Source organism: Streptomyces macrosporus (assembly GCF_039533145.1).
Classification (GTDB): Bacteria; Actinomycetota; Actinomycetes; order Streptomycetales; family Streptomycetaceae; genus Streptomyces; species Streptomyces macrosporus.
Window position 1 is genome coordinate 496,772 of sequence record NZ_BAAASZ010000017.1, and the last position, 24,655, is coordinate 521,426.

Sequence of the window (24,655 nt, forward strand, 5' to 3'; positions counted from 1 at the left end):
CTCCCGGGTCGGGGAGGACGGCCGCCGGTCCGGGGGCGGTCGGGGACGTCCGGGTGTGTTCCGTCCAGGCGGAGCCGTCCCACCAGCGGTCCGGCGCCGGCCCGGGGCCCGTGTGCCCGGGGTCCGGGTACCAGCCGGGCGGTGTCGTCGTGCTCACGCCGTGAACAGTATCGGCATCCGGCCCGGCCGGCACAGGTGTGCTACAGCGGGGTCACGTAGGCGCCGGAGATGCCTCCGTCGACCAGGAACTCGGCGGCGTTGACGAACGAGGAGTCGTCGCTGGCCAGGAAGGCGACGGCCGCGGCGATCTCCTCCGGCTCGGCGAAGCGGCCCACGGGGACGTGGACCAGGCGGCGTCGGGCGCGCTCGGGGTCCTTGGCGAACAGCTCCTTCAGCAGCGGGGTGTTGACCGGGCCCGGGCACAGGGCGTTGACCCGGATGCCCTCGCGGGCGAACTGCACGCCCAGTTCGCGGGACATCGCCAGCACCCCGCCCTTGGAGGCGGTGTAGCTGATCTGCGAGGTGGCGGCGCCCATCACGGCCACGAAGGAGGCGGTGTTGACGATGGAGCCCCGGCCCTGGCGGCGCATGTACGGCAGGACGTGCTTGCAGCACAGGTAGACCGAGGTGAGGTTGGTCTCCTGGACCCGTTGCCAGGCGTCGAGTTCGGTGGTGAGGATGGAGTCGTCGTCGGGCGGGGAGATGCCCGCGTTGTTGAAGGCGACGTCGACCGAGCCGTAGGTGTCGTACGCCGTGGCGAACAGCGCCTCGACCTGTCCGGGGTCGGTGACGTCGGTGGGGACGTAGAGGCCGCCGATCTCCTCGGCCGCCGCCTTGCCGCGCTCGGGGTCGACGTCGGCGCACACCACGCGGGCCCCCTCGGCGGCCAGGCGGCGGGCGCCGGCCAGCCCGATGCCGCTGCCCGCCCCGGTGACGACGGCGGTGCGGCCCACCAGACGGCGGCACACGGGGGTCTCGTCCGCCGCCGCGTTCCCGGCGGTTCCCGCTCCGGCTGATTCGGTCACTGCTGCTCCTCGGTGCCGATGAAGACGTTCTTGGTCTCGGTGAAGGCGGCCAGCGCGTCCGGGCCCAGTTCGCGGCCGAGGCCGGACTGCTTGTAGCCCCCGAAGGGGGTCCAGTAGCGCACGCTGCCGTGGGAGTTGACGGAGAGGTTGCCCGCGGCGACGGCGCGCGCCACGCGCAGGGCGCGGCCGACGTCGCGGGTCCACACCGAGCCGGACAGGCCGTAGTCGGTGGCGTTGGCCAGCCGGACGGCGTCGGCCTCGTCGTCGAAGGGGAGGACGACGGCGACGGGGCCGAAGACCTCCTCCACGGCCACGGGGTCGTCCGCCCGTTCGGGGGTGAGCACGGTCGCGGGGTACCAGTAGCCGGGGCCGGGGGGCACCTCGCCGCGGATGGCGGCGGGGGCGTCCTCGGGGACGTGGGAGCGGACCCGCTCGCGGTGGGCGGCGGAGATCAGCGGGCCCATCATCGTCGCGGGGTCGGCCGGGTCGCCGACGGTGAACGCCTTGACGGCCGGTTCCAGCAGTTCCAGGAAGCGGTCGAGGACCGGGCGCTGGACGAGGACGCGGCTGCGGGCGCAGCAGTCCTGTCCGGTGTTGTCCAGGAAGGAGGCGGGGGCGGCGGCCGCGGCGCGCTCGACGTCGGCGTCGGCGAAGACGATGTTGGGGCTCTTGCCGCCGAGTTCGAGCGTCACGCGCTTCACCCGCGCGGCGCACCGGGCCATGATCTCCTTGCCGACGGCCGTCGACCCGGTGAAGACGACCTTGGCGACCCCGGGGTGCTCCACCAGCGCGGTGCCCGTGACCGGCCCCGCGCCGGGCAGCACCTGGAACAGGTGCTCGGGGAGGCCCGCCGCCAGGGCGAGTTCGGCGAGCCTGAGCGCGGTGAGCGGGGTGGTCTCGGCGGGTTTGAGGAGGACGGCGTTGCCCGCGGCCAGCGCGGGGGCGGTGCCCCAGGCGGCGATGGGCATGGGGAAGTTCCAGGGGGCGATGACGGCGACGGTCCCCAGCGGTTCGGCGAAGGTGACGTCGACGCCGCCGGGCACCGGGATCTGCCGGCCCGTCAGCCTCTCCACTCCCCCGGCGGCGTACTCCAGCAGGTCCCGGACGTTGCCCGCCTCCCAGCGGGCGTTGTTCACCGGATGGCCGGCCTCGCGGACCTCCAGGCCGGCGAGTTCCTCCAGGTGGTCGTCGACGGCGTCGGCGAAGCGGCGCAGCAGCCGGGCGCGGTCGCCGGGGGCGAGGGCCGCCCAGCGCTCCTGCGCGGCGGCGGCCCGGCGGACGGCCGCGTCGACCTCGGCGGGCGTGGTGGCGGGGACGGTGGCGATCACCTCCTCGGTGGCCGGGTTCACCACGTCGTGCTCGTGCGCGTACTCCGCTTCGAGCGCGGTCGCGGTCACGGTGTCGGTGTCGGTGGGGCTGTCGGTCGCGGTGTCGGTCGCGGTGTCGGTCGGGCTGTCGGGCAAGGTCGCGTCCCTCACATGCGCTCGAAGGAGCGGTAGCGCTCCCAGTCGGTGACGGCCGTGTCGTACGCCTCCTGCTCGACGCGGGCCATGTTCGTGTAGTGCTCGACCACCTCGTCGCCGAAGGCGTCCCGCGCGAGCCGGCTGCCCCGCCACAGCTCGGCGGCCTCGCGCAGGGTGGCGGGCACGCGTTCGGCCCCGGCGGTGTAGGCGTTCCCGGTGCAGGGCTCGGGGAGTTGCAGTCCGCGGTCGATGCCGTACAGGCCGGCCGCGACCATGCCCGCGACGGCCAGGTAGGGGTTGACGTCCCCGCCGGGGAGGCGGTTCTCCAGCCGGAGGGAGGCGCCGTGGCCGACGACCCGCAGGGCGCAGGTGCGGTTGTCCGGCCCCCAGGCGACGGCGGTGGGGGCGAAGGAGCCGGGGCGGAAGCGCTTGTAGGAGTTGATGTTGGGCGCGTGGAGCAGGGTGAACTCGCGCAGTGCGGCGAGCTGGCCGGCCAGGAAGTGCCGCATCAGCGGCGACATGCCGTGGGGGGCTCCGTCGTCGGCCAGGACCGGCCGCCCGTCGGCGTCGCGCAGCGAGAGGTGGATGTGGCAGGAGTTGCCCTCGCGCTCGTCGTACTTGGCCATGAAGGTGAGCGCCATCCCCTCCTGGGCGGCGATCTCCTTGGCGCCGGTCTTGTAGACGGAGTGCTGGTCGCAGGTGGTCAGCGCGTCGGCGTAGCGGAAGGCGATCTCGTGCTGGCCGAGGTTGCACTCGCCCTTGGCCGACTCCACCGTCATCCCGGCGGCGCCCATCTCGTTGCGGATGCGGCGCAGCAGGGGCTCGACGCGGCCGGTGCCGAGGACGGAGTAGTCGACGTTGTACAGGTTGGCCGGGGTCAGTCCGCGGTAGCCGCGTTCCCAGGCCGACTCGTAGGTGTCGCGGAAGACGATGAACTCCAGCTCGGTGCCCGCGTACGCCGTCCAGCCGCGCTCGGCGAGCCGGTCGAGCTGGCGGCGCAGCACCTGGCGCGGCGAGGCGGCCACGGGCGAGCCGTCGTGCCAGGCCAGGTCGGCGATGATCAGCGCGGTGCCCGGGGTCCAGGGGGTCGGGCGGAGCGTGACGGGGTCGCCGTGCAGGGCGAAGTCGCCGTAGCCCTTCTCCCAGGAGGACATGGCGTAGCCGTCGACGGTGTTCATGTCGGCGTCCACGGCCAGCAGGTAGTTGCAGCCCTCGGTGCCGTGTTCGAGCACCTCGTCGAGGAAGAAACGGGCGGCGAACCGCTTGCCCTGGAGTCTGCCCTGCATGTCGGTGAAGGCGAGGACGACGGTGTCGATCTCCCCCGCGGCCACGCGCCGCCGGAGTTCCTCGACCGTGAGCGGGGGTCTGCGGTCTGCCACGGGAGACCTCCTGTCGGGAGCCTGGGTCATAAGGTATTCACCGATACCTTTGATTGGGAAGCGGATGCCATGAACGACTCGCCGAGCGGTACGGACGTCTCGCCGGAGCCGGCCGCGTCCGAGACGGGCCCGGACCGGCTGGCGCGCGTCCTGCGGCCGGTGCGGGCGGGCAACGGCTTCGAGGAGGCGCTGGAGCGGATACTCCGGGTCATCCGGCTCGGCCTGGTGCCCCACGGCGGACGCCTGCCCGCCGAGCGGGAGCTGGCCGAACGGTTGGGCATCAGCCGGGTGACGCTGCGGGACGTGCTGCGGGTGCTCCAGGACGAGGGCCTGGTGGAGAGCCGGCGCGGACGCTACGGCGGCACGTTCGTGCGGTACCCCGGAGGACCGGCCGGCGCGGCCGGCCGGTCGCGCCGGCCGGCGGAACCGAGCCGGGCGGAGGTGGAGGACACCCTGCGCTTCCGGGAGGTGCTGGAGGTGGGCGCGGCCGGGTTGTGCGCCGCCGAGAGGCCGACCGGCGAGCGGGCGCGGCGACTGCGCGACGCCCTGGCCGCCACCGGCGACGCGCCCCCGGCCGACTACCGGCGGCGGGACACGCTGCTGCACCTGACCCTGGCCGAGCTGTCCGGCTCGCCGACGCTGGCGACCCAGTACGCGGCGGTGCGGGCGGACCTCAACGACCTGCTGGACCGCATCCCGCTGCTGGTGCGGAACCTGGAGCACTCCCAGCGGCAGCACGCCGCGCTGGTCGAGGCGGTGCTGGAGGGCGACGAGGAGGGGGCGCGCGCGGTGATGCGCGAGCACTGCGCGGGGACGGCGGCGCTGCTGCGCGGCTTCCTGGCCTGACCCCGGCCGACCCCGATCCGGCCCCGGTCCGGCCGCGCGCCCCCGCGTCCGCACCGCGCTCCTCCCGCACGGGGGTTGCGCGGCGCCTCGGAAACCGCAAAGGTGTGCGGTCACACCTTTACGGCATGTTCCACGGCATCCTCGGGGCGGGAGCGGCCCATGACCGACGGCGTCCGATCGCCCTCGTCCGCCACGCGGGGTGGGACCACGCCGCAACCGTGCCCGGCGCGATCGACGCCGCCGGCTTCGGCCCGGCGCCCGGACCGGGAGGACTGCGCCGGCCCCGCCGCACGCCCGGTGGCATCCTTAACCTTCCCGCCGGCGCCGCGCCGGAGGAGGAGCGCGCGGCGCCGGCGAGGACGGAGGCAGGGTCCGGAACGCGACCGAGGGACGCCCGACGGACCGCACACCCGACACCCAGGAGGTTTCCGTGCCCACCCCGCTCATCGGTGTCAGCACCTATCTGGAGCCCTCCGTCCGGTGGGGGGTGTGGCGACAGCCCGCCGCGCTGCTGCCCGCCGGGTACCACCGGCTGGTCCAGCGCGCGGGCGCCCTGGCCGCGCTGCTGCCGCCGGACGACACTCCCGGCGCCGCCGCGGCGGCGGTGGCCCGACTGGACGGCCTGGTGATCGCGGGCGGCCCGGACGTGGAGCCGGTGCGGTACGGGGCCGCGCCGCATCCGGAGACCGGGCCGCCCGCGCGGGAGCGGGACGCCTGGGAGCTCGCCCTGATCGACGCGGCGCTGGCCGCCGGGCTGCCGCTGCTGGGGATCTGCCGCGGGATGCAGCTGCTCAACGTCGCCCTGGGCGGCACACTGGTCCAGCACCTGGAGGGCCACAAGGGGCCGGACGGCGTCTTCGGCACGCACACCGTCACCCCGGTGCCGGGCACGGAGTCGGCCCGGGTGCTGGGCGGGGAGGACGCCCGGGGCGTGGTGGTGCCGACCTACCACCACCAGGCCGTGGGCCGGCTCGGCGACGGGCTGGTCGCGTGTGCCCACGCCGACGACGGCACCGTCGAGGCGGTCGAGCTGCCGGGCGCGGCGGGTTGGACGCTGGGGGTGCAGTGGCATCCGGAGGCGGACACCGGCGAGGACGTGCGGGTGATGCGCGCGCTGGTCGACGCCGCGGAGCGGCGCGCGGCGCGGCGGCCGGTGGCGGTCACCGCGCCGCCGTACCGGGGCCGCTGTCGGTCGGGTCGGCCATGATGTCCCCATGACCACGCCGCGAAAGTGCCTGCTGCTCGACACCGCGTCCCTCTACTACCGCGCCTATTTCGGGGTTCCGGAGTCGGTGCGGGCCCCCGACGGCACCCCGGTCAACGCGGTGCGCGGGCTGCTGGACTTCGTCGCCCGGCTGGTGCGCGACCACCGCCCGGACGACCTGGTGGCGTGCATGGACCACGACTGGCGGCCCGCGTGGCGGGTGGAGCTGGTCCCCTCCTACAAGGCGCACCGGGTGGCCGAGGAGACGGACGAGGGTCCGGACGCGGAGGAGACGCCCGACACCCTCGCCCCGCAGATCCCGGTGATCGAGGAGGTGCTGGACGCGGTCGGCATCGCCCGCGTCGGCTCGGCCGGCTACGAGGCCGACGACGTCATCGGCACCCTCGTGCGGCGCGCCGGCGGCCCCGTGGACGTCGTCACCGGCGACCGCGACCTGTTCCAGCTCGTCGACGACGCGCGCGGGGTGCGGGTGCTCTACCCGGTCAAGGGCATGGGCGACCTCACGGTCGTCGACGAGGCGGCCCTGCGCGAGAAGTACGGCGTGGCGAGCGGGGCGGCGTACGCGGATCTGGCGCTGCTGCGCGGCGACCCCAGCGACGGCCTCCCGGGCGTCCCCGGGGTCGGCGAGAAGACCGCGGCCCGGCTGCTGGAGGCCCACAAGGACCTCGACGGCATCCTCGCCGCCGTCGACGACCCCTCCTCCGGCCTCACCCCCGCCCAGCGCGGGAAGCTGGACGCGGCGCGGGAGTACCTCGCCGTGGCGCCGAAGGTCGTGCGGGTCGCGGACGACGTGCCGCTGCCGGATTTCGACCCGACGCTGCCGACCGAGCCCCTCCACGCCCAGGAGCTGGAGGAGCTGGCCGAGCGGTGGGGGCTGGGCGGCTCGTTGCGGCGGCTGCTGGACGCCTTGGCCGCGTGAGAGCCGACTCCATCGGGTAGGTTGGGTTAGGCATACCTAACCCAACCTGTCGAGGAGTCCCGTGGCAGAGCGTCCGGCCCGTCGTGCACCGCGCCTGAATCGGGCCCGAGTGGTGCGCAAGCGGTACCTGAGTCCCCGGATGGTCCGCGTGGTGCTCGGTGGTGAGAGCCTCGCCGGTTTCCCGGCGGGCGCGTACACCGACCACTACGTCAAGCTGCTGTTCCCGGCCGAGGGCGTGCGGTACCCCGAGCCGTTCGACCTCACCGCCATCCGCGCGAGCCTTCCGCGTCACCAGTGGCCCGTCACCCGCACCTACACCGTGCGCGCCTGGGACCCGCGGGCGTGCGAGCTGACCCTGGACTTCGCCGTGCACGGCGACGAGGGCCTGGCCGGGCCCTGGGCGATGCGCGCCGAGCCGGGCGAGGAGGTCCTCTTCCTCGGGCCCGGCGGCGCCTACCGCCCCGATCCGGAGGCCGACTGGCACCTGCTCGTGGCCGACGAGAGCGCGCTGCCCGCCGTCGCCGCCTCGCTGGAGGCGATGCCCGACGGGGCGTTGGTGCACGCGTTCGTCGAGGTCGCCGGCCCGGAGGAGGAGCTGGCGCTGTCCCTGCCCCCGACGGCGGACCTGCGGTGGCTGCACCGCGGCGCCGCGCGGATCGGCGACCGGCTGGTCGAGGCGGTGCGCGCGCTGGACTTCCCGCCCGGCGACGTGCAGGCGTTCGTCCACGGCGAGGCGGGCTGGGTGAAGGAGCTCCGCCGCCACCTGCGCGTCGAGCGGGGGGTGCCGCGCGAGCGGCTGTCCGTCTCCGGCTACTGGCGTCTGGGCCACGACGAGGACGGCTGGCAGGCGTCGAAGCGGGAGTGGAACGCACGGGTGGAGGCGGAGCAGGAGGGGGCGCCGGAGGCGTCCGGCGTCAGCGTTCCAGCCGTCCCGTCGGGCAGCGCGGCGGAGCGCTGACCGGGTTGCAGCGGGCGGTGGCGCCTCCCGGCAGCCGCGCGACGTAGTCGGAGCCGTACCGCGCCGCCATCCCCGGCGCGGGGAAGTCGGTGCTCACCATCTGGGCGCCGGATTCCAGCGCCGCCCGCAACCGGCTCGTGTCCCCCGACGCCGCCTGGTCCAGCGGCACGTCGGAGCGGGTGCGGACGTAGTAGCCGCGTGCCACCAGGTCCTCGATGACGGCCCGGTTCTCCCCGGTGGGGTCGTTCCACTTCACGAAGGCGGCGTCCGGGCGCCCGGGGCGGGAGTCGGTGAACAGCACCCGCCCCTGGAGGCTCTCGCGGCCCCCGGCCCGGTAGGCGTCCTGGAGGGTCCGGTCGTCGTTGTCCATCAGGAACATCACCGTGCCGCGGGAGGCGGCCAGGGTGGGCCAGCCGTGGCGGAGCACGGACTGCTCCAGGGTCTCGCCCCGGCGGCGGACGTCGTCGGGGGTGATGGTGGCCTCGTCGCCGAAGACGGTGCGGATCTCCGCGTCCAGCGCGTCGAGCATCGCGGTGTCCCACGGCGGGCTCTTCGCCCCGCCCCTCTCCTCCAGCCGCGGGTCGGTCCGCTTCAGCTCCAGCAGGATCGGCACGGTGACGTGGCCGGGGTTCCGCCGCGACCAGTCCCTGACCTGGGTGAGGCACGTCCGCAGGGTGACGCAGCTGGTCTCCTGGTCGAAGTCGGCCCAGTGCAGCACCTTGAAGCCGGGCGTCCGCCAGGCGGGGTCGGTGGGCGCGGGCAGGCCCGCCTCCTCACGGACCAGGGGGTCGGCGTAGAGGCCGCCCTCGGGGTCGGGGAAGACGTCCAGCTCGATGCCGCGGACGCGCTGCTCGGCGAACTGCGCCGGCAGCGAGGCGTGGCTGTACAGCAGGGTGCCGAAGTTCGGGTCGTACCGCTCCATGACCTTCTGCTCGGCGAAGGAGACCTCGCGGTGGTAGCTGTTGTGCGTGGCCATCACCTGGATCTGGTTGATCCTCGGCTCTCCGGCGGGGGCGCCGGGCCGGGCCTCGGCCGCCGACGACGCCGACAACGCCGACAGCAGAGCCGCGACGGCGGCGAGCGCGATCGCGGCGGGGACCGGGCGGCGGAGCCGGAACCTGTTCGGGGTGCGCACATCGACCTCCCGTGGTGGCGGGCGCGGGCCCGCGGGGGGACACGGTGGAACGTGCCAGGAGCCTGCCGGGTCCGAACGACCCTCGTGTGCCCGGCAGTTGACGCACGCCTGAACATGCCCGCGGCCCGGCACGCGGTCAACACCGCGTGCCGGGCCGGGAGTTCCGTCCGGTCGGGGGCCGTCAGCCGACGGAGCTGTACGCCACCACGCCGCGCAGCAGCTTGTCGACCGCCCGGCGGGCGTTGCGCGCGACCGTGCCGCCCTCCGGAGCCGCCGCGGCGATCTGGCCGAGGACGTCGACGAGTTGCTTGCACCAGCGCACGAAGTCGCCGGCGGGCATGTCGGTCTCGCGCAGCACCTTGTCCAGGCCGTCGCCCTCCGCCCAGCGGTGGGCGGCCCAGGCGAAGCCGAGGTCGGGCTCGCGCTGGCCGACGCCCTCGGCCTGGTTGATCCGGTGCTCCTCCTCCAGCGCGTCCAGCCGGCCCCAGATGCGGACCATCTCGCCGAGCGCGTGCCTGGCCTTCCCCCCGGGGAGGGTGGGCGGCAGCGCGTCGTCGACGTTGCGGGACTCGTAGACCAGGGCCGAGGCGCAGGCGGCCAGTTCGGTCGGGGACAGCCCCTCCCAGACGCCCTCGCGCAGGCACTCGCTCGCCAGCAGGTCCAGTTCGCCGTAGAGCCGGGCCAGCCGCCTGCCGTCCTCGGTGACCTCGTCGCCGCGCAGGTAGCCGAGGTCGGAGAGCACGCCGCAGACCCGGTCGAAGGTGCGGGCGATGGTGTTCGTCCGGCCTTCGATGCGGCGCTCCAGTTGGCGGGTGTCGCGCTTGAGGCGGTGGTAGCGCTCGGCCCAGCGGGCGTGGTCCTCGCGCTGGTCGCAGCCGTGGCAGGGGTGGGCGCGGATGGCCTTGCGCAGCCGGGCGATCTCGGTGTCGTCGGCCGCCGCCGAGCGCTGCCTGCGGCGGTTGCGCGCGGGCTCGTGGTGACCGGCCTTCGTCCGCAGCGCGGAGGCCAGGTCGCGGCGGGACTGCGGGCTGCGCGGATTGAAGGACTTGGGGATCCGCATCCGCTCCAGCGGCTCGACGGGCACGGGGAAGTCCGCGGAGGCCAGGCGTTTGACCTGCCGTTCGGCGGTGAGCACCAGCGGGCGCGGACCGTCGCCGTGGTCCCAGCCCCGGCCGCCGGGGCTGCGCCCGGCCGGAACGCCCGGGTCCAGCACCAGTGCCAGCCCCGCGAACTTGCCGGTGGGCACGTGGATCACGTCGCCCGGCCGGAGCTTCTCCAGGGAGTCGGCCGCCGCGGCGCGCCGCTGGAGGGCGCCCTGGCGGGCCAGTTCGGTCTCGCGGTCCTTCAACTCGCGGCGCAGCCGCGCGTACTCCTCGAAGTCGCCGAGGTGGCAGGTCATCGCCTCGCGGTAGCCCTCCAGGCCCTCCTCGTTGCGCTGCACCCTGCGGGAGATCCCGACGACCGCGCGGTCGGCCTGGAACTGCGCGAAGGAGGTCTCCAGCAGCTCGCGCGAGCGGTGCCGCCCGAACTGCGAGACCAGGTTGACCGCCATGTTGTACGACGGCCGGAAGGAGGAGCGCAGCGGGTAGGTGCGGGTGCCGGCGAGTCCGGCCAGGGCGCCCGGGTCCATGCCGCGCTGCCACAGCACCACCGCGTGTCCCTCGACGTCGATGCCGCGCCGCCCGGCGCGCCCGGTGAGCTGGGTGTACTCGCCGGGGGTGATGTCGACGTGCTGCTCGCCGTTCCACTTGACCAGCTTCTCCAGGACCACCGACCGGGCGGGCATGTTGATGCCCAGCGCCAGGGTCTCGGTGGCGAAGACGGCCTTGACCAGGCCGCGCACGAACAGCTCCTCGACGACCTCCTTGAAGGTGGGCAGCATGCCCGCGTGGTGCGCGGCGATGCCCCGCTCCAGGCCCTCCAGCCACTCGAAGTAGCCCAGGACGTGGAGGTCCTCGTCGGGGATGGAGGCGGTGCGCTCCTCCACGATCTCGCGCACCCGGGCCCGCTGCTCCGCGGTGTTCAGCCGCAGCCCGGCGTACAGGCACTGCTGGACGGCCGCCTCGCAGCCGGCGCGGCTGAAGATGAAGGTGATCGCGGGCAGCAGTCCCTCGGAGTCCAGCTTCTCGATCACCTCGGGGCGGCTGGGCGTCCAGATCCGGCTGCGCTGGCGCCGCTCGCGCTCCCGGTCGGCCTCGCGCACCAGCCGCCCCCGGCGGCGGTCGCGGAAGGCCGGCAGGCGGCTGTTCTCCAGCTGCGCCATGCGCACCAGGTCCGGGTTGACCTCGCGCCGGCCGTTCCTCTCCTCGAACAGGTCGTACATCCGCCGTCCGGCCAGGACGTGCTGCCACAGGGGCACGGGCCGGTGTTCGGAGACGATCACCTCGGTGTCGCCGCGGACGGTGTCCAGCCAGTCGCCGAACTCCTCGGCGTTGGAGACGGTCGCGGAGAGGGACACCAGGGTCACCGAGTCGGGGAGGTGGATGATGACCTCCTCCCAGACGGCGCCGCGGAAGCGGTCGGAGAGGTAGTGGACCTCGTCCATCACCACGTATCCCAGGCCGCTCAGGGCCTGGGATCCGGCGTAGAGCATGTTCCGCAGCACCTCGGTGGTCATCACGACCACCGGCGCGTCGGAGTTGATGCTGTTGTCGCCCGTCAGCAGGCCGACCCGCTCCACGCCGTAGCGTTTGACCAGGTCGTTGTACTTCTGGTTGGACAGCGCCTTGATGGGCGTGGTGTAGAAGCACTTGCGGCCCTGGGAGAGGGCCAGGTGGACGGCGAACTCGCCCACGATCGTCTTGCCGGAGCCGGTGGGCGCGGCGACCAGCACGCCCTTCCCGGCCTCCAGGGCCTTGCACGCCTCGATCTGGAACGGGTCCAGCTCGAAGTCGTACATCTCGCGGAAGGGAGCCAGAGCGGTGGCCTGTTCGGCGGCGCGTTTCCGAGCGGCGGCGTAACGCTCTGCGGGGGACATGTCCTCGGTCATCGTATTTACGAGCCTACCGGCCGGCACCGACACAACAGCCGATCTTCACGGGACGCCGGCCCGCGGCGCGGTGAGCACCCGCACGGCCCGGGGCACCGCCTCGGCCGTCAGCGGCAGGCGGCCCAGCGGCTCGCCGTCGGCGTAGCCGGTCACTCCGGGTGCCTCCAGGGTGACCTTCGCCACCCGGTGCACGGTCACCGCGGGGTGGTCGAGGTGGGTGCCGGAGTAGACGCGCGGGAAGACCCGCAGCAGGGTGGTGCGGCTGCACTTCCCCACCACGGTGACGTCCAGCAGCCCGTCGTCCAGCCGGGCGCCGGAGCAGATCCGCATCCCCCCGCCGTAGGAGGGCCCGTTGCCGACCGCGACCAGGGTGGCCTCGATCTCGCGCGCCGGCCCGTCCTCGAAGGCGAGGCGGTAGGGGATGGGGCGCAGGGAGGCCAGCTCGACCAGCATCGCGAGGTCGTAGCGGAGCCGGCCGGCGGGCCGGCGCATGCGGTTGCCGCGGTCGTTGACGCGGGAGTCGAAGCCCGAGGCGAGCACGCTGCCGAACCAGCGCCCGCCGACGCGGCCGAGGTCGACGGTCCTCTCGTGTCCGGCCTTGAGGGCCTCGGCGATCACCCGGCCGGCACCGGCCGGATCGCGGATCGGCAGGTCCAGGGCGCGGGCGATGTCGTTGCCGGTGCCGACCGCGACCACGCCCAGCGGGGTCCGTGTCCCCGCCACCGCCTGGAGGGCGAGGGAGGCCATGCCGTCCCCGCCGACGGCGATCAGGGCGCCGGTGCCGCCGCGGACGGCCTCCCGCGCCCGCTCCAGCGCGTCGTCGGCGGTGACGCCGACGACCGTCCGCACGGCGAAGCCCGCCTCCCGCAGGGCGCGGGCGGCGGGCTGGGCGGCGTGCGCGCCGCGGCCACGGCCGGCGGTGGGGTTGACGAAGAGGGTGATCTCGCTGGTCACGCGCGGACGATACCGACTCAGGTGGCGTCGTCGTAACCGTTCCGCCTGGTCGGACCGTCGTCGGAGGAGCTCTCGGGCAGCGCCGCGGGGGCCTCGACGGGCTCGATCGCGCCGACCGCCTCCGGAGTGTGGTCGAGCGGGGACGCCTCGTCGTCGCTCAGCCCGGCGTAGGGGTCCTTGCGCCTGCGGCGGCGGTCGTTGACGAGACAGACCCCGACGGCGGCGAAGTACAACAGCACGATCGGCAGGGCCAGGGCGCCCATGGTCAGCGGGTCACCGGTCGGGGTGGCGACGGCGGCGAAGAGCGTGATGCACACCACCATGATCCGCCACCAGCCCAGCAGCTTGCGCCCGGTGACGATGCCGCCGAAGTTCAGCATCACCAGCAGCAGCGGCAGCTCGAAGGCCAGCCCGAAGACGATGACGAGCCGCGTGACGATGTCGAGGAAGTCGTCCAGCGGGATGAGGTTGCCGGCGGCCTCGGGGGTGAAGCCGATGAGGGTCTTGGCGGCGGCGGGCAGTGTGAGGTACGAGAGGTAGGCGCCGCCGAGGAAGAGCGGCACACCGGCGCCGACGAAGGCCCGCGCGTACTTCTTCTCGTGGCTGTGGAGGCCGGGCGCGAGGAAGGCCCACAGCTGGTAGAGCCACACCGGGGAGGCGAGCACCACACCGGTGGTGAGCGACACCTTGAGCATGATCGTGAAGGGCGCGATCAGGCCGTTGACCGTGATCTCGGCGCAGGCCTCGCCCTTCTCCGCCGCCCGGCCGAAGCCCTGGGTGCAGCCGACGGACTCACGGACGGGCTCGGTGATGAAGTCGGCGATCTCCTTGTAGTAGAGCATCGCGACCACGGTGACGGCCAGGATGGCCAGCACCGACTTCATCAGGCGGTTGCGCAGCTCCCGCAGGTGTTCCGCGAGCGGCATGCGCCCTTCCGGATCCCTCTGCGGCTTCCCCTGTTTACGGGCGGACTTGAGCAACCCACGTCCTCGGTGTCAGCGGTCTTGGGATGTGCGAGCGGTGTCGGTACCGGCTCGGGTCAGTTCTTGCCGGCCTGCTGGTTGGGCTCGGTCACCGGGCGGGAGCTGGTCACGTCGCCGGGCGCGGCCTGGATGGTCTTGGGCGCGGACTGCTGGGCCGAGGTGTCCTGCCGGGCGGTGGCCTCGTCCTCGCTCTCCTTCTTCATCGCCTTGGCCTCGCTCTTGAGGATGCGGGCCGACTTGCCGAGCGAACGGGCCATGTCGGGGAGCTTCTTGGCGCCGAACAGCAGCAGGATGACGAGGAGAATCAGAACGATCTCCATGGGCCTCAGATTGCCGATCATGTGCCACTACCTTCTCGCCGGGGCGGCGGTGTCCGTGCCTGCCCTACTGATGCGGACGGGCTCCTCGTGCTGGTGCGCTGGCAGCGATCGTAACCCTGAGGGGTGAACAGGGGGCAATGCCTCTGCGTCATCCCGGTGCCGACCACGGTCGCCGCCCTCACGTCATTTTGAAGAGTACCGCCCCGGCGCCCGGGTATGGAGAGCGCGCCGGCCGCGGTGTTCCGCCGGGCGCGTCCGCGGCGGGGACCGGACGGTCAGCGCTTGGTCCGCCCCGCCCGTGCGGCCGTCGGGGTCGCGGCCCGCTCCAGGTCCTCGGCGGCGCGGGCGAGGCGCTCGCAGCCGTCGCCCACCGCGCGGGCGAGGCGCCGCACCTCCAGTCCGACCCGTACGGCGAGCACGCCGAGCACGGCGATTCCGCAGAAGGCGAGGGTGAGGAAGATCATCGGCCAGGCCATGGGGCGAGCGTAGTGGACGAACCGGTTCCGCCGGCCCCGGGCCCCTCCCCCGGAGTCAGTCCCCGTACGCCGCCAGGGCCGCCCGCGCCGCGTCGCGGGCGCTGTCGGCCAGCTCCTGGGGCGAGACGATCCGGCCGTCGCGCCCCAGCCGCAGGGCCAGGCGCTTCAGGGAGGCCGGGTCGGGGGTGCGCAGGGTGATGCGCAGGCCCCCCTCGGGAAGTTCCTCGGCGCTGTCGTGCGGGTAGTACTCGGCGACCCAGCGTCCGCCCGGCCCCACCTCGACCACCACCTCGGGGTCCGTGGCGGAGGGCTGGACCAGCCCCTCGGACAGGTCGCGCAGCTCGACCGGCGGCGGGTCGGAGGGCTCGTCGAGCAGCTTGATCTCGGCCACCCGGTCCAGCCGGAAGGTGCGGCGCGCCTCGGACAGGCGGCACCACGCCTCGACGTAGGTGTGGCCGACGGCGAACAGCCGGATCGGGTCGATCTCGCGCTCGGTGAGCTCGTCGCGCGCCGGCGAGTAGTAGCGGATCCACAGCCGCCGCCGCTCGGCGATGGCCCGGTCCACGTCCGCGAAGACCCCGCCCTCGGACTCGAAGGTCACCGACAGCCGGGAGCTGGCCCCGGCGCTCTCGCCGGCCGCCGCCTCGATCTTGGCGGTGGCGCGCTGGAGCGCCTCGCGGTCGCTCTCGCGCAGCCCCGGCAGGGTGGCGACGGCCCGGGCCGCGACCAGCAGGGCGGTGGCCTCGTCGGCGGCGAGCCGCAGCGGCTCGCCGGTGCCGGAGCCGACCGCGTCGGCGTTGTGCCACCAGATCCGCTCGCCGTCGGTGTCGATGTCGAGCAGGTCGCCGCCGCGGAAGCTGGTGCCGCACATCGGCAGGACGTGGAGGTCGGAGATCAGTTCGTCGGTGGTGATGCCGAAGGCGCGGGCGACGTCCTCCACGCGGGCGCCGGGGCGTTCGCGCAGGTACGTCACCAGGGACAGCATCCGGCGGGTCTGGTCGATGGCGTTGCCGGCCATGTCGGTGGTCCCCTCCTCAACCCTTGGCGACGGCGCGCAGCCGGTCCACCACGTCGGCCCGCAGCTCGGCGGGCTCCAGCACGATCACGTCCGGTCCGAACTCCACGAGCCAGGCGTCCAGCCCGTGGCCGTAGGGGATCTCCAGCTCGTCCCAGCCGTCCCCGACGTCCCTCACCTCCGTGGCCCGGGCCCGCAGCGGGTAGCCGGCGCCCTGCCTGAGCCTGATGCGGGCGGTGGCGGTGGCGATCTCCCCGGCCCAGCGCTCCACGGTCTCGCGCACGGTGACGTGGTCGGGCACCTCGGCGGTGTAGGACCCGGCGCGGGAGCGGACCGGGCCGGTGATGCGGGACAGCCGGAAGACGCGCTCGGCCCCCCGGTCGCGGTCGAAGCCCGCCAGGTACCAGTGGCCGCGCCAGCACTCCAGCGTCCACGGCTCGACGTGCCGGGTCTCGGGGTGGGCGGCGTTGGACTTGCGGTACGCGAAGGTGACCGGACGCCGGTCCCGGCACGCGAGCATCAACGGCTCGAAGGCGGGCTCGCGGGCGGGGATGCGCGGCTCCAGGGCGCTGTGGCCGCCGTAGGGGTCGCCGGCGTCGTCGGTGTCGGTCAGCGGCATCCCGGCGGCGCGCAGCTTCTGCAGGGCGCCGCTGGCGGCCCCGGCGAGGCGGGCCTGCTGCCAGACCTTGGCGGCCAGGGTGAGGGCGGCGGCCTCCTCGGCGTCCAGGGTGATGGGCGGGAGGCGGTTGCTGTCGCGGCGGGCCTGGTAGGCGATCTCGCCGTCCAGGTTCTCCACGGTCTCGATGACCATGCCGAGCTCGCGCAGGTCGTCCTTGTCGCGCTCGAACATCCGGTTGAAGGCGTCCTCGCCGCCGGCCCGGCCCGGTCCTCCCCCGACCTCCAGGTACGCCTCGATCGACGCCCGCAGTTCGCGCTTGGTCAGCGGGCGCCTGGCCCCCAGCAGGCACAGCGCCAGATTCATCAGCCGCTCGGCCTTGGCAATGGCCATCGACGCCCTCTCTCGTGCTCGTCCCGATCGTCGACCGTACCGCTCCGGGGACGCCTGGTACAAAGCCAGGGCCCGTGCCGTACGGCACGGGCCCTGGCGCGGCTTCCGGCGTCCTCCGGGGCGTGCGGCTCGCGCCGGCTCCCCTCGGACCGGAGGTCTCAGACGGAGACCAGGTCGCAGACGAAGATGAGCGTCTCGCCCGGCTTGATCCGGCCGCCGGCGCCCCGGTCGCCGTAGGCCAGGTGCGGCGGGATGGTCAGCTGCCGGCGGCCGCCGACCTTCATGCCCTGGACGCCCCGGTCCCAGCCGGGGATGACCTGGCCGACACCGAGCTGGAAGCGCAGCGGGGTGCCGCGGTTCCAGCTCGCGTCGAACTCCTCGCCGGTGGAGAAGGCGACACCCACGTAGTGCACGGAGACGGTGTCCCCGGCCTTGGCGACCGGCCCGTCGCCCTCCCAGATGTCCTTGATCTCCAGGTCCGCCGGGGGCTCGCCGCCCGGGAAGTCGATCTCGGGCTTGTCGATGCTCACGAAGTTGCTCCTACGAAGTTCTTTCGGTCAACCGTGCCAGTCTCGCAGACCCGGCCCCGCGGCGACCGCCGGGAACCGTCAGACCTTGCCGACGATGTCCACGACGAACACCAGGGTGTTCCGGGCCAGCTCGGACTGCGGGTTGTCGGCGTAGGCCAGGTTCGGCGGGATGACCAGGAGCACGCGGTCGCCGACCTTCTTGCCGACCAGGCCCTGGTCCCAGCCCTTGACGACCGAGCCCGTGCCGATCTGGAAGGCGGTGGCGCCCCCGTGGTCCCAGGAGGAGTCGAACTTCTCGCCGTCCTCCCACTTGACCCCGGTGTACTGGGCGATCAGGCCCTCGCCGGCTTCGACCTCGGGCCCGTCGCCCTCGATCAGCACCTGCTGCTTGAGTTCCTTGGGAGCCTTCTCGCCCTTGGGGACGGTGATGGTGGCGGCCTTCCGCTCGCCGGCCTTCACCGCGGGCATGCCCTCCTCGGCGGGAGCCTGCTCACCGCTGACCTCGGCCTTGGCCTCGGCCTTGGTGGCGGCGACGGCGTCGACCACCCAGACCATGCTGTCCGACTCGTTGATCCCGAGCTGCGGGTTGATCTGCTTGCCCATGATCGCCCCGGCGGTGCCCTCGACCAGGACACGGCCGCCGGTGCGCTCGCCGATCAGGGCGTTCATGACCGGGGCGGGCAGCCCCTGCTGCTCCCCGTCGAGCCGGACGACCTCCTGGCGCCGGGGGTCGCCCTTGCCGGCGCCCTCCGGCTGCTGCTTCCAGGTGTTGATCAGCTCTTGCCCGTTGTTGGTCATGAGGACGTTCATGCGGACGAAGTCGCCCTCGTCCATCGTGTCGCCCTTGCCCTCGGCCACGACCTTCGTGGCGGCCTCGTCGGGGGCCTCCGCGTCCTCCGGAACGGTGACCTTGGGCTCCTCGCCGACCTTGCCGCTGACCTGCGTGACGGCTTCGGGGGAATCACCCTCGTCGCCCGAGCCGCACGCCGCGGTGAAGAGCAGGGCGGGTACGGCCAGGGCCGCGGCGACGCGGCGGCCGACCGTCCCGAGGGAGCGGGAGTGTGGGGGACGTGCCCCGGGATTTTGCTGCATCAGTCCAACTCGTGGTGTAGGAGGTGTCCGGGCGTTCCGGGCGCGTGTCGGCCACTCTACGGGCAGCCCGGCCCACCTCCCACAACTCGCGGAAGAACCGATTTCGTTCCCGGTCCACGCCCCGGGTCACATTCCGGCGATCAGTTTCTCCACGCGCTCGTCCACCGAACGGAACGGGTCCTTGCACAGCACCGTGCGCTGGGCCTGGTCGTTCAGCTTCAGGTGCACCCAGTCCACCGTGAAGTCGCGGCGCTGCTCCTGGGCCCGGCGGATGAAGTCGCCGCGCAGCCGGGCGCGGGTGGTCTGCGGCGGCACGGACTTGCCCTCGAAGATCTTCACGTCGTTGCAGATCCTGGCCGCCTGCCCCTTGCGCTCCAGCAGGTAGTACAGCCCGCGGCGGCGGTGGATGTCGTGGTACGCGAGGTCTATCTGGGCGATCCGCGGATGCGACATGGTGATGTTGTTCTTGGCCCGGTACCGCTCGATGAGCTGGTACTTCATCACCCAGTCGATCTCGGTGTTGACCTTGTCGAGCTCCTGGGTGCGGATCGCCTCCAGGGTGCGTCCCCACAGCTCCAGGACCCGGTCCACCACGCCGGTGCGGATGCCGCGGCGCTCGCAGAAGTCGGCGGCCTTCTCGTAGTACTCCTGCTGGACCTCCAGTGCCGAGGCCTCGCGCCCGTTGGCCAGCCGGACCTTGCGCTGGCCGGTGATGTCGTGGCTGACCTCCCGGATCGCCCGGATGGGGTTCTCCAGGGTGAGGTCGCGCATGACCGTGCCCGCCTCGATCATGCGCAGCACCAGGTCGGTGGCGCCGACCTTGAGCAGCATGGTCGTCTCGGACATGTTGGAGTCGCCGACGATGACGTGCAGGCGCCGGTAGCGCTCGGCGTCGGCGTGCGGTTCGTCGCGGGTGTTGATGATCGGCCGGGAGCGGGTGGTCGCGGAGCTGACGCCCTCCCAGATGTGCTCGGCGCGCTGGCTGACGCAGTAGACCGCGCCGCGCGGGGTCTGGAGCACCTTGCCGGCGCCGCAGATGAGCTGCCGGGTGACGAGGAACGGGATGAGGACGTCCGCCAGGCGCGAGAACTCCCCGTGCCGGGCCACCAGGTAGTTCTCGTGGCAGCCGTAGGAGTTGCCCGCCGAGTCGGTGTTGTTCTTGAACAGGTAGACGTCGCCCGCGATGCCCTCCTCGTGCAGGCGGCGCTCGGCGTCGACGAGGAGACCTTCGAGGATGCGCTCGCCCGCCTTGTCGTGGGTGACCAGTTCGATCACGTTGTCGCATTCCGGAGTGGCGTACTCCGGGTGCGAGCCCACGTCCAGGTAGAGGCGTGCGCCGTTGCGGAGGAAGACGTTGCTGCTGCGGCCCCATGACACGACACGGCGGAAGAGGTACCGCGCCACCTCGTCAGGAGACAGGCGCCGCTGTCCCCGGAACGTACACGTGACGCCGTACTCGTTCTCCAGCCCGAAGATTCGGCGGTCCATCAGACTCCTAACGAGGGAACTACCCGGTTTCGGCCGGTGGAGAAGTTCATTCCCTGGTTCGTGGTGATTTACGTCAGTCCCCGCGAGGGATCGGTTCGAGCCGGACCGCGACCCCGGGTCGAAGGCCCCCTTCCTGGCACGGGGAGCGGAGTCACGATGGAACTTTACGCCCGATGGCCGGTCGTGAAACCGGGTTCGGCGCTCTCGTTCCGATCACTTTTCACCCGGGCGACGGCTCCCGCGGCGGAGGCGGGGGCCGCCAGGACGCGGCGGGTGGCCGACAGCACGAGCAGGGCGGTGAAGCCGCCCGCGCCGGCGACGGAGAAGCCCGCCGCCGGGCCGCCCCACTCGATGACCGGGCCGACCACGGCCGTGCCCGCCGACGCGCCGACGCCGAAGGCGGTCACCAGCCAGGAGAACGCCTCGGTGACCGTGCCCGTCGGCGCGTGCCGGTCCACGACGACGAAGGCGCAGGCGATCGAGGGGGCCAGGAAGAGGCCGGCGACCCCGGCCAGGACGGTCATCGCCGCCGGCCCGGGGACCAGCACCAGCGGCAGGTAGCCCACCGCCAGGGCGGCCACCAGCGCGCGCAGCCGCGTCTCCGGCTCCCCCGGCCACTCCCGTCCACCGTAGACCAGGCCGCCGACGAGGGCGCCCGCTCCCAGCGCCGAGAGCAGGTGGGTGGAGATCAGGCTGTCCCCGTGGGCGTCGGCGTAGGCGACCGCGGCCACCGAGATCGTTCCGAGGGCGAGGCCGACGAAGAAGAACGCGCCGAACAGGGCCAGCAGGCCGCCCGAGCGCAGGGCGCCCAGCCAGTGCGCCTCGCGCGGGGCCGAGCGCCACCGGCGGGAGGGCGGCGAGACCACCACGGACAGGGCGCCGAGGACCCCCAGGGCGTTGACGACCAGCAGGGCGGCGGCCTCGTTCCAGACGGCCACCAGCACGGTGACGGCCAGCGGACCGAGGGTGAACATCACCTCCTGGGCGACCGCGTCGAGCGCGTAGGCGGCGTGCACCCGGTCGGGCCGCTTCAGGACGCTGGGCCACAGGGCCCGCAGGCCCCCCTCCAGAGGCGGGGTGAACAGCCCGGCGACGGCCGTCGCGGCGTAGGCGACGGGCAGGGGCGCGATGCCGACGAGAGCGAAGACGGCCATGCCGGCGCCGGAGAGCAGCGCGGCGGGCAGCATCACCCGCGGCTGGCCCCACAGGTCCACCGCGCGGCCCAGCAGGGGCTGGCCGACGGCGTTGGACAGGCCGTAGACGGCCGACAGGACGCCCGCCAGCGTGTAGCCGCCGCCCTCCGCCCGGGTGAACAGCACGATGGCCAGGGCGGCCGTGGCGTTCGGCAGCCGCCCGACCAGGGTGCCCACGAGCAGCCGCATCGCGTGTCTGGCGCGCAGCAGATCGGCGTAGCCCGTCGCCATGCGTCGGCTCCTCTTCCCCGGTTCTTCCCGGCAGTCGCGAAGTGTTACGTATAACTGACTCCGTCATACGTACCATGAGGCAGCCCCGGGGTCCATGCCCGACCGCCGGCGGCGTCCCTTCCGACCCCGTACGTCCCCCCCGCGAGGAGCCGGCCGATGACCACCGACCGTTCCCGGCCGACGAGCCGGGACGTGGCGCGCGCGGCCGGGGTCTCGCAGGCGGCCGTCTCCCTGGTGCTGCGCGACAAGTGGCGCGGCCGGGTGTCGCCGGGGAAGGCCGAGGCGGTGCGCGCGGCCGCGCGCGAGCTGGGCTACCGGCCCAATCCGGCCGCGCGCAGCCTGCGGCTGGGGCGGACCCGCACCGCCCTGCTGGTCGTCCCGGCGCTCACCAACGAGTTCTTCGCCCGCCTCCACGCGGGCACCGCCCGAGTGGCCGCCGAGCACGGCTTCGGGGTGGTGCTCTACCCCTCGCCGGAGGGGATCGGGCCCGCGCGGGACCCCTTCGACTCCGCGAGCGCCGCGCTGGACGGCGTGATCGCCTCCTCGATGGCCTCCGAGGCGCCGGCCGCCCTGCGCGCCGACGGCGACCTGCCCCTGGTCATGCTCGACAGCGAACCGGAGCGGACCCAGGCGGCGGCGACCGTCAACCTCGACATCGCCGACGGCATGCGGCAGGTGGTGGCGCACCTGCTGGACCTCGGGCACCGCCGGCTGGCCCACATCGCCGCGGCCGTGGACTCCTGGACCTTCGAGGTGCGGGCGAGGACCCTGGCCGAGGCGGTGCGCGCGGCCGGGTGCGCACCGCCGCTCACCCGACCGTCCGCGCTGACCGTCGCCGACGGGACGCGGGCCGCCCTGGAGGCGCTGGCGGCCGATCCCCGCCCGACCGCGCTGGTGTGCGACGACGACCTGCTCGCCGCGGGCGCCTGCAAGGCGGCCCGCCGGCTGGGGCTGCGGGTGCCGGAGGACGTCTCGGTCACCGGCTTCGACGACCTCTCGCTCGCCACCGCGCTGGAGCCGGAGCTGACGACCGTGCGGCTGCCCGCCGAGGAGGCGGGCGCGGCCGGGATGCGGGCCCTGCTGGCGGTCCTGGGCGTCGAGGGCGCGGGCGACCGCGGGGGCGTCGGAACCGGCGGGGACGTCTCGGGCGGTCCGGCGGAGGTCACCACCCTTCCGGTGGCGCTGGCCGTGCGGGGCTCCACCGCCCCGCCGCCGCGGACGCCCGCGCGCCCCGGCGGGCGCTGAGCACTGCCGGGGCGCGCGGGCGTCGAGCGGGGATCACTTCCCGGAGGCGTCCCCCGGGGTGTCCGGGGAGCCGGAGGACCCGCCCCCGTTCTCCTCGGCCGCGGTGCCGGCGGCGGACGTGTCGCCCTCCTCCAGCAGCCGGGAGAGCTGACGGCCCAGGATGCGCTTGAACTTGCGCTGCCGGGGCCGGGTGCGGTCCAGGACGGCGACCTCCAGCTGATCGGCGGTGAGCGTGCGCTCGCTGCCGTTGTTGTCCCGGCTCAGGGACTCCACCGCCAGCTTCAGCGCCTCGCCGAGGGTCATCCCGTCCCGGTGGCGCTGGCCGAGGTAGCTGCTGATCTGGTCGGCGTTGCCGCCGACCGCCACCGAACCGTGCTCGTCGACGATCGAGCCGTCGTGCGGCAGCCGGTAGATCTGGTCGTCGTCGGGGCCCTCCCCGACCTCGGCGACGATCAGCTCCACCTCGTACGGCTTCTCCGCCACGCTGGAGAAGATGGTGCCCAGCGTCTGGGCGTACACGTTGGCCAGGCCCCGTGCGGTGACATCGGTACGGGCGTAGGTGTAACCCCGCAGGTCGGCGTAGCGGACGCCGCCGATGCGCAGGTTCTCGAACTCGTTGTACTTGCCCACCGCCGCGAAGGCGATCCGGTCGTAGATCTCACTGACCTTGTGCAGTGCGCGAGAGGGGTTCTCGGCGACGAACACGATGCCGTCGGCGTACTGCAACACGACCACGCTGCGGCCCCGCGCGATGCCCTTGCGGGCGTACTCGGCGCGGTCCGCCATGGCCTGCTGGGGTGAGACATAGAACGGCGTCGACACCGGCTATCCGTCCCTTCCTGTGTTAGAGCACCGGGGCCTGGGGCCCGTTGGGCGACTGGAGCCGGCCTTCGTGCACCGAACGGGCGACCTCGGCGACCTCTTCCTCGGTGAGTCTCCTGAAGCCGTCCTCCGTGATCACCGCGACGACGGGGTAGATGCGGCGGACGAGGTCGGGACCGCCGGTCGCGGAGTCGTCCTCCGCGGCGTCGTACAGCGCCTGGACGACCACCGTGGTCGCCTCCTGCTCGGTGAGGTCGTCCCGGTGCAGCTTCTTCAGGGAGCCACGGGCGAAGACGGAACCGGAGCCGACGGCCGCGAAGCCCTGTTCCTCGGAGCGTCCACCGGTCACGTCGTAGGAGAAGATGCGGCCCTTCTCGCCGTCGATGTCGTACCCGGCGAACAGGGGGATCACCGCGAGGCCCTGCATCGCCATGCCGAGGTTGCCGCGGATCATCGTGGACAGGCGGTTGGCCTTGCCCTCCAGGGAGAGGGTGGCGCCCTCCACCTTCTCGAAGTGCTCCAGCTCCAGCTGGAAGAGCCTGACCATCTCCACGGCGAGCCCGGCGGTCCCGGCGATGCCGACCGCGCTGTACTCGTCGGCCGGGAAGACCTTCTCGATGTCGCGCTGCGCGATCATGTTGCCCATCGTCGCCCGCCGGTCACCCGCCAGCACCACGCCGCCGGGGAAGGCGACCGCGACGATCGTCGTGCCGTGCGGCGCCTCGACGGCGCCCTTCACGGGCGGCAGCGGACGATTGCCCGGAAGCTGCTCGGGCGCGTACTCGGACAGGAAGTCCATGAACGAGGACGAGCCCGGCGTCAGGAAGGCAGCCGGCAGACGCCCTGAGCTACGAGTGTTGGCTTCCACACGTTTCCTTCCACCAGATCATGAGACCAGATCGTCGAACACTGCACGGACCTTACCCGTGGCGGCGGATGTCATCCGTCCCGCACCCCCGCCGCTGCGGGGGTGCGGGACGGGGGAACGCGTCCTACTCTCCGCCCTTCTGTACGAAGGACCGCACGAAGTCCTCGGCGTTCTCCTCGAGCACGTCGTCGATCTCGTCCAGCACGGAGTCCACCTCGTCCGACAGCGCCTCGTGGCGCTCCTTGAGGTCCTCCGAGACCTGCGCCTCCGGCGCCTGCTCGTCGACCTCCTCGGTGGAGCGTGTCGCCTTCTGCTGGCCGCCGGTGTCCTTGGTCGCCATATACCTCACCCCGCTCGGTTGGACGGTACAAGATCAGACCCTACAAGCCGGGTCCGACATCGGCCCTTCTCTCCTGCTCGGTGACGCGTCACCGTCATAACGTCCGGAAGCCACTTCCATGATTCCCTGATACGGAGGTCTTCAGCCGTC

General features: G+C 73.3%; 24 protein-coding genes. 5 read left to right on the plus strand and 19 right to left on the minus strand.

All coding sequences use genetic code 11. The annotated features are described in order from the left end of the window. The 4 genes from ABD335_RS30750 to ABD335_RS10715 all read right to left on the minus strand — a co-directional run. A partial coding sequence (locus tag ABD335_RS30750) for a DUF2510 domain-containing protein (RefSeq protein WP_425583603.1) occupies positions 1 to 193 on the minus strand: 193 nt, incomplete at its 3' end. A 7-nt stretch (positions 194 to 200) separates the two neighbouring features. Further along, the gene (locus ABD335_RS10705; protein ID WP_344321945.1) at positions 201 to 1,025 is read right to left on the minus strand and encodes a 3-oxoacyl-ACP reductase; all 825 of its coding nucleotides are present in this window, start codon (positions 1,023 to 1,025) and stop codon (positions 201 to 203) included. Next, entirely contained in the window at positions 1,022 to 2,422 is a 1,401-nt protein-coding gene (locus ABD335_RS10710; protein WP_344322130.1) for an aldehyde dehydrogenase family protein, read from the minus strand. The genes ABD335_RS10705 and ABD335_RS10710 overlap by 4 nt, the downstream gene beginning before the upstream one ends. 77 nt (positions 2,423 to 2,499) lie before the next feature. After that, complete coding sequence (locus ABD335_RS10715) at positions 2,500 to 3,867, minus strand: glutamine synthetase family protein (protein ID WP_344321947.1); 1,368 nt, start codon at positions 3,865 to 3,867, stop codon at positions 2,500 to 2,502. A 69-nt stretch (positions 3,868 to 3,936) separates the two neighbouring features. Here ABD335_RS10715 and ABD335_RS10720 point away from each other — a divergent pair, with 69 nt between their 5' ends. From ABD335_RS10720 to ABD335_RS10735, 4 genes are all read left to right on the plus strand, one after another. Continuing rightward, a complete protein-coding gene (locus ABD335_RS10720) occupies positions 3,937 to 4,713 on the plus strand; it encodes a FadR/GntR family transcriptional regulator (RefSeq protein WP_344321948.1) in 777 nt (258 codons plus the stop codon). A gap of 430 nt (positions 4,714 to 5,143) precedes the next feature. Next, on the plus strand, positions 5,144 to 5,920 hold the full coding sequence (locus tag ABD335_RS10725; protein ID WP_344321949.1) for a gamma-glutamyl-gamma-aminobutyrate hydrolase family protein: 777 nt from the start codon (positions 5,144 to 5,146) through the stop codon (positions 5,918 to 5,920). A gap of 28 nt (positions 5,921 to 5,948) precedes the next feature. Beyond that, positions 5,949 to 6,857, plus strand: a complete 909-nt coding sequence (locus ABD335_RS10730; protein WP_344322131.1) for a 5'-3' exonuclease — start codon at positions 5,949 to 5,951, stop codon at positions 6,855 to 6,857. A gap of 61 nt (positions 6,858 to 6,918) precedes the next feature. After that, the gene (locus ABD335_RS10735; protein ID WP_344321950.1) at positions 6,919 to 7,815 is read left to right on the plus strand and encodes a siderophore-interacting protein; all 897 of its coding nucleotides are present in this window, start codon (positions 6,919 to 6,921) and stop codon (positions 7,813 to 7,815) included. Here ABD335_RS10735 and ABD335_RS10740 read toward each other — a convergent pair. The 12 genes from ABD335_RS10740 to ABD335_RS10795 form a co-directional block, all read right to left on the minus strand. After that, positions 7,772 to 8,950 (minus strand): phosphatidylinositol-specific phospholipase C1-like protein, encoded by a 1,179-nt coding sequence (locus ABD335_RS10740; protein WP_344321951.1) that lies wholly within the window; start codon positions 8,948 to 8,950, stop codon positions 7,772 to 7,774. The two genes, ABD335_RS10735 and ABD335_RS10740, sit on opposite strands and share 44 nt — an antisense overlap. A gap of 181 nt (positions 8,951 to 9,131) precedes the next feature. Further along, positions 9,132 to 11,939, minus strand: coding sequence for a DEAD/DEAH box helicase (locus ABD335_RS10745; protein WP_344321952.1), 2,808 nt, complete (start codon positions 11,937 to 11,939; stop codon positions 9,132 to 9,134). A gap of 45 nt (positions 11,940 to 11,984) precedes the next feature. Then, positions 11,985 to 12,893 (minus strand): diacylglycerol kinase, encoded by a 909-nt coding sequence (locus ABD335_RS10750; RefSeq protein WP_344321954.1) that lies wholly within the window; start codon positions 12,891 to 12,893, stop codon positions 11,985 to 11,987. A 17-nt stretch (positions 12,894 to 12,910) separates the two neighbouring features. After that, on the minus strand, positions 12,911 to 13,819 hold the full coding sequence (tatC, locus tag ABD335_RS10755; RefSeq protein ID WP_344321955.1) for a twin-arginine translocase subunit TatC: 909 nt from the start codon (positions 13,817 to 13,819) through the stop codon (positions 12,911 to 12,913). Positions 13,820 to 13,932: 113 nt separating this feature from the next. Next, positions 13,933 to 14,217 carry a Sec-independent protein translocase subunit TatA gene (gene tatA / locus ABD335_RS10760; protein WP_344321956.1) on the minus strand — a complete coding sequence of 95 codons (285 nt, stop codon included), beginning with the start codon at positions 14,215 to 14,217 and terminating at the stop codon, positions 13,933 to 13,935. Positions 14,218 to 14,471: 254 nt separating this feature from the next. Continuing rightward, positions 14,472 to 14,672 carry a hypothetical protein gene (locus ABD335_RS10765; RefSeq protein ID WP_344321957.1) on the minus strand — a complete coding sequence of 67 codons (201 nt, stop codon included), beginning with the start codon at positions 14,670 to 14,672 and terminating at the stop codon, positions 14,472 to 14,474. Positions 14,673 to 14,727: 55 nt separating this feature from the next. Next, the gene (locus ABD335_RS10770; RefSeq protein ID WP_344321958.1) at positions 14,728 to 15,690 is read right to left on the minus strand and encodes a helix-turn-helix transcriptional regulator; all 963 of its coding nucleotides are present in this window, start codon (positions 15,688 to 15,690) and stop codon (positions 14,728 to 14,730) included. Between the two features lie 16 nt (positions 15,691 to 15,706). After that, the gene (locus tag ABD335_RS10775) at positions 15,707 to 16,696 is read right to left on the minus strand and encodes a helix-turn-helix transcriptional regulator (RefSeq protein ID WP_344321960.1); all 990 of its coding nucleotides are present in this window, start codon (positions 16,694 to 16,696) and stop codon (positions 15,707 to 15,709) included. 158 nt (positions 16,697 to 16,854) lie between these two features. Then, the gene (locus tag ABD335_RS10780; protein WP_344321961.1) at positions 16,855 to 17,226 is read right to left on the minus strand and encodes an FKBP-type peptidyl-prolyl cis-trans isomerase; all 372 of its coding nucleotides are present in this window, start codon (positions 17,224 to 17,226) and stop codon (positions 16,855 to 16,857) included. Positions 17,227 to 17,304: 78 nt separating this feature from the next. Then, on the minus strand, positions 17,305 to 18,318 hold the full coding sequence (locus tag ABD335_RS10785; protein WP_344321962.1) for an FKBP-type peptidyl-prolyl cis-trans isomerase: 1,014 nt from the start codon (positions 18,316 to 18,318) through the stop codon (positions 17,305 to 17,307). 126 nt (positions 18,319 to 18,444) lie between these two features. Then, positions 18,445 to 19,806 carry a Pup--protein ligase gene (pafA, locus tag ABD335_RS10790; RefSeq protein ID WP_344321963.1) on the minus strand — a complete coding sequence of 454 codons (1,362 nt, stop codon included), beginning with the start codon at positions 19,804 to 19,806 and terminating at the stop codon, positions 18,445 to 18,447. Between the two features lie 164 nt (positions 19,807 to 19,970). Further along, complete coding sequence (locus tag ABD335_RS10795; RefSeq protein WP_344321964.1) at positions 19,971 to 21,230, minus strand: MFS transporter; 1,260 nt, start codon at positions 21,228 to 21,230, stop codon at positions 19,971 to 19,973. Between the two features lie 156 nt (positions 21,231 to 21,386). On the opposite strand from ABD335_RS10795, the gene ABD335_RS10800 reads away from it, so the two are divergent. Then, on the plus strand, positions 21,387 to 22,475 hold the full coding sequence (locus tag ABD335_RS10800; RefSeq protein WP_344321966.1) for a LacI family DNA-binding transcriptional regulator: 1,089 nt from the start codon (positions 21,387 to 21,389) through the stop codon (positions 22,473 to 22,475). Between the two features lie 33 nt (positions 22,476 to 22,508). Here ABD335_RS10800 and prcA read toward each other — a convergent pair whose 3' ends face one another. The 3 genes from prcA to ABD335_RS10815 form a co-directional block, all read right to left on the minus strand. Further along, positions 22,509 to 23,297 (minus strand): proteasome subunit alpha, encoded by a 789-nt coding sequence (gene prcA / locus ABD335_RS10805; protein WP_344321967.1) that lies wholly within the window; start codon positions 23,295 to 23,297, stop codon positions 22,509 to 22,511. Positions 23,298 to 23,319: 22 nt separating this feature from the next. Next, the gene (gene prcB, locus ABD335_RS10810; protein WP_344321968.1) at positions 23,320 to 24,165 is read right to left on the minus strand and encodes a proteasome subunit beta; all 846 of its coding nucleotides are present in this window, start codon (positions 24,163 to 24,165) and stop codon (positions 23,320 to 23,322) included. Positions 24,166 to 24,289: 124 nt separating this feature from the next. Beyond that, positions 24,290 to 24,505: a ubiquitin-like protein Pup gene (locus ABD335_RS10815; protein WP_344321969.1), complete on the minus strand. Its 216-nt coding sequence runs from the start codon at positions 24,503 to 24,505 to the stop codon at positions 24,290 to 24,292. Positions 24,506 to 24,655: the final 150 nt, after the last annotated feature.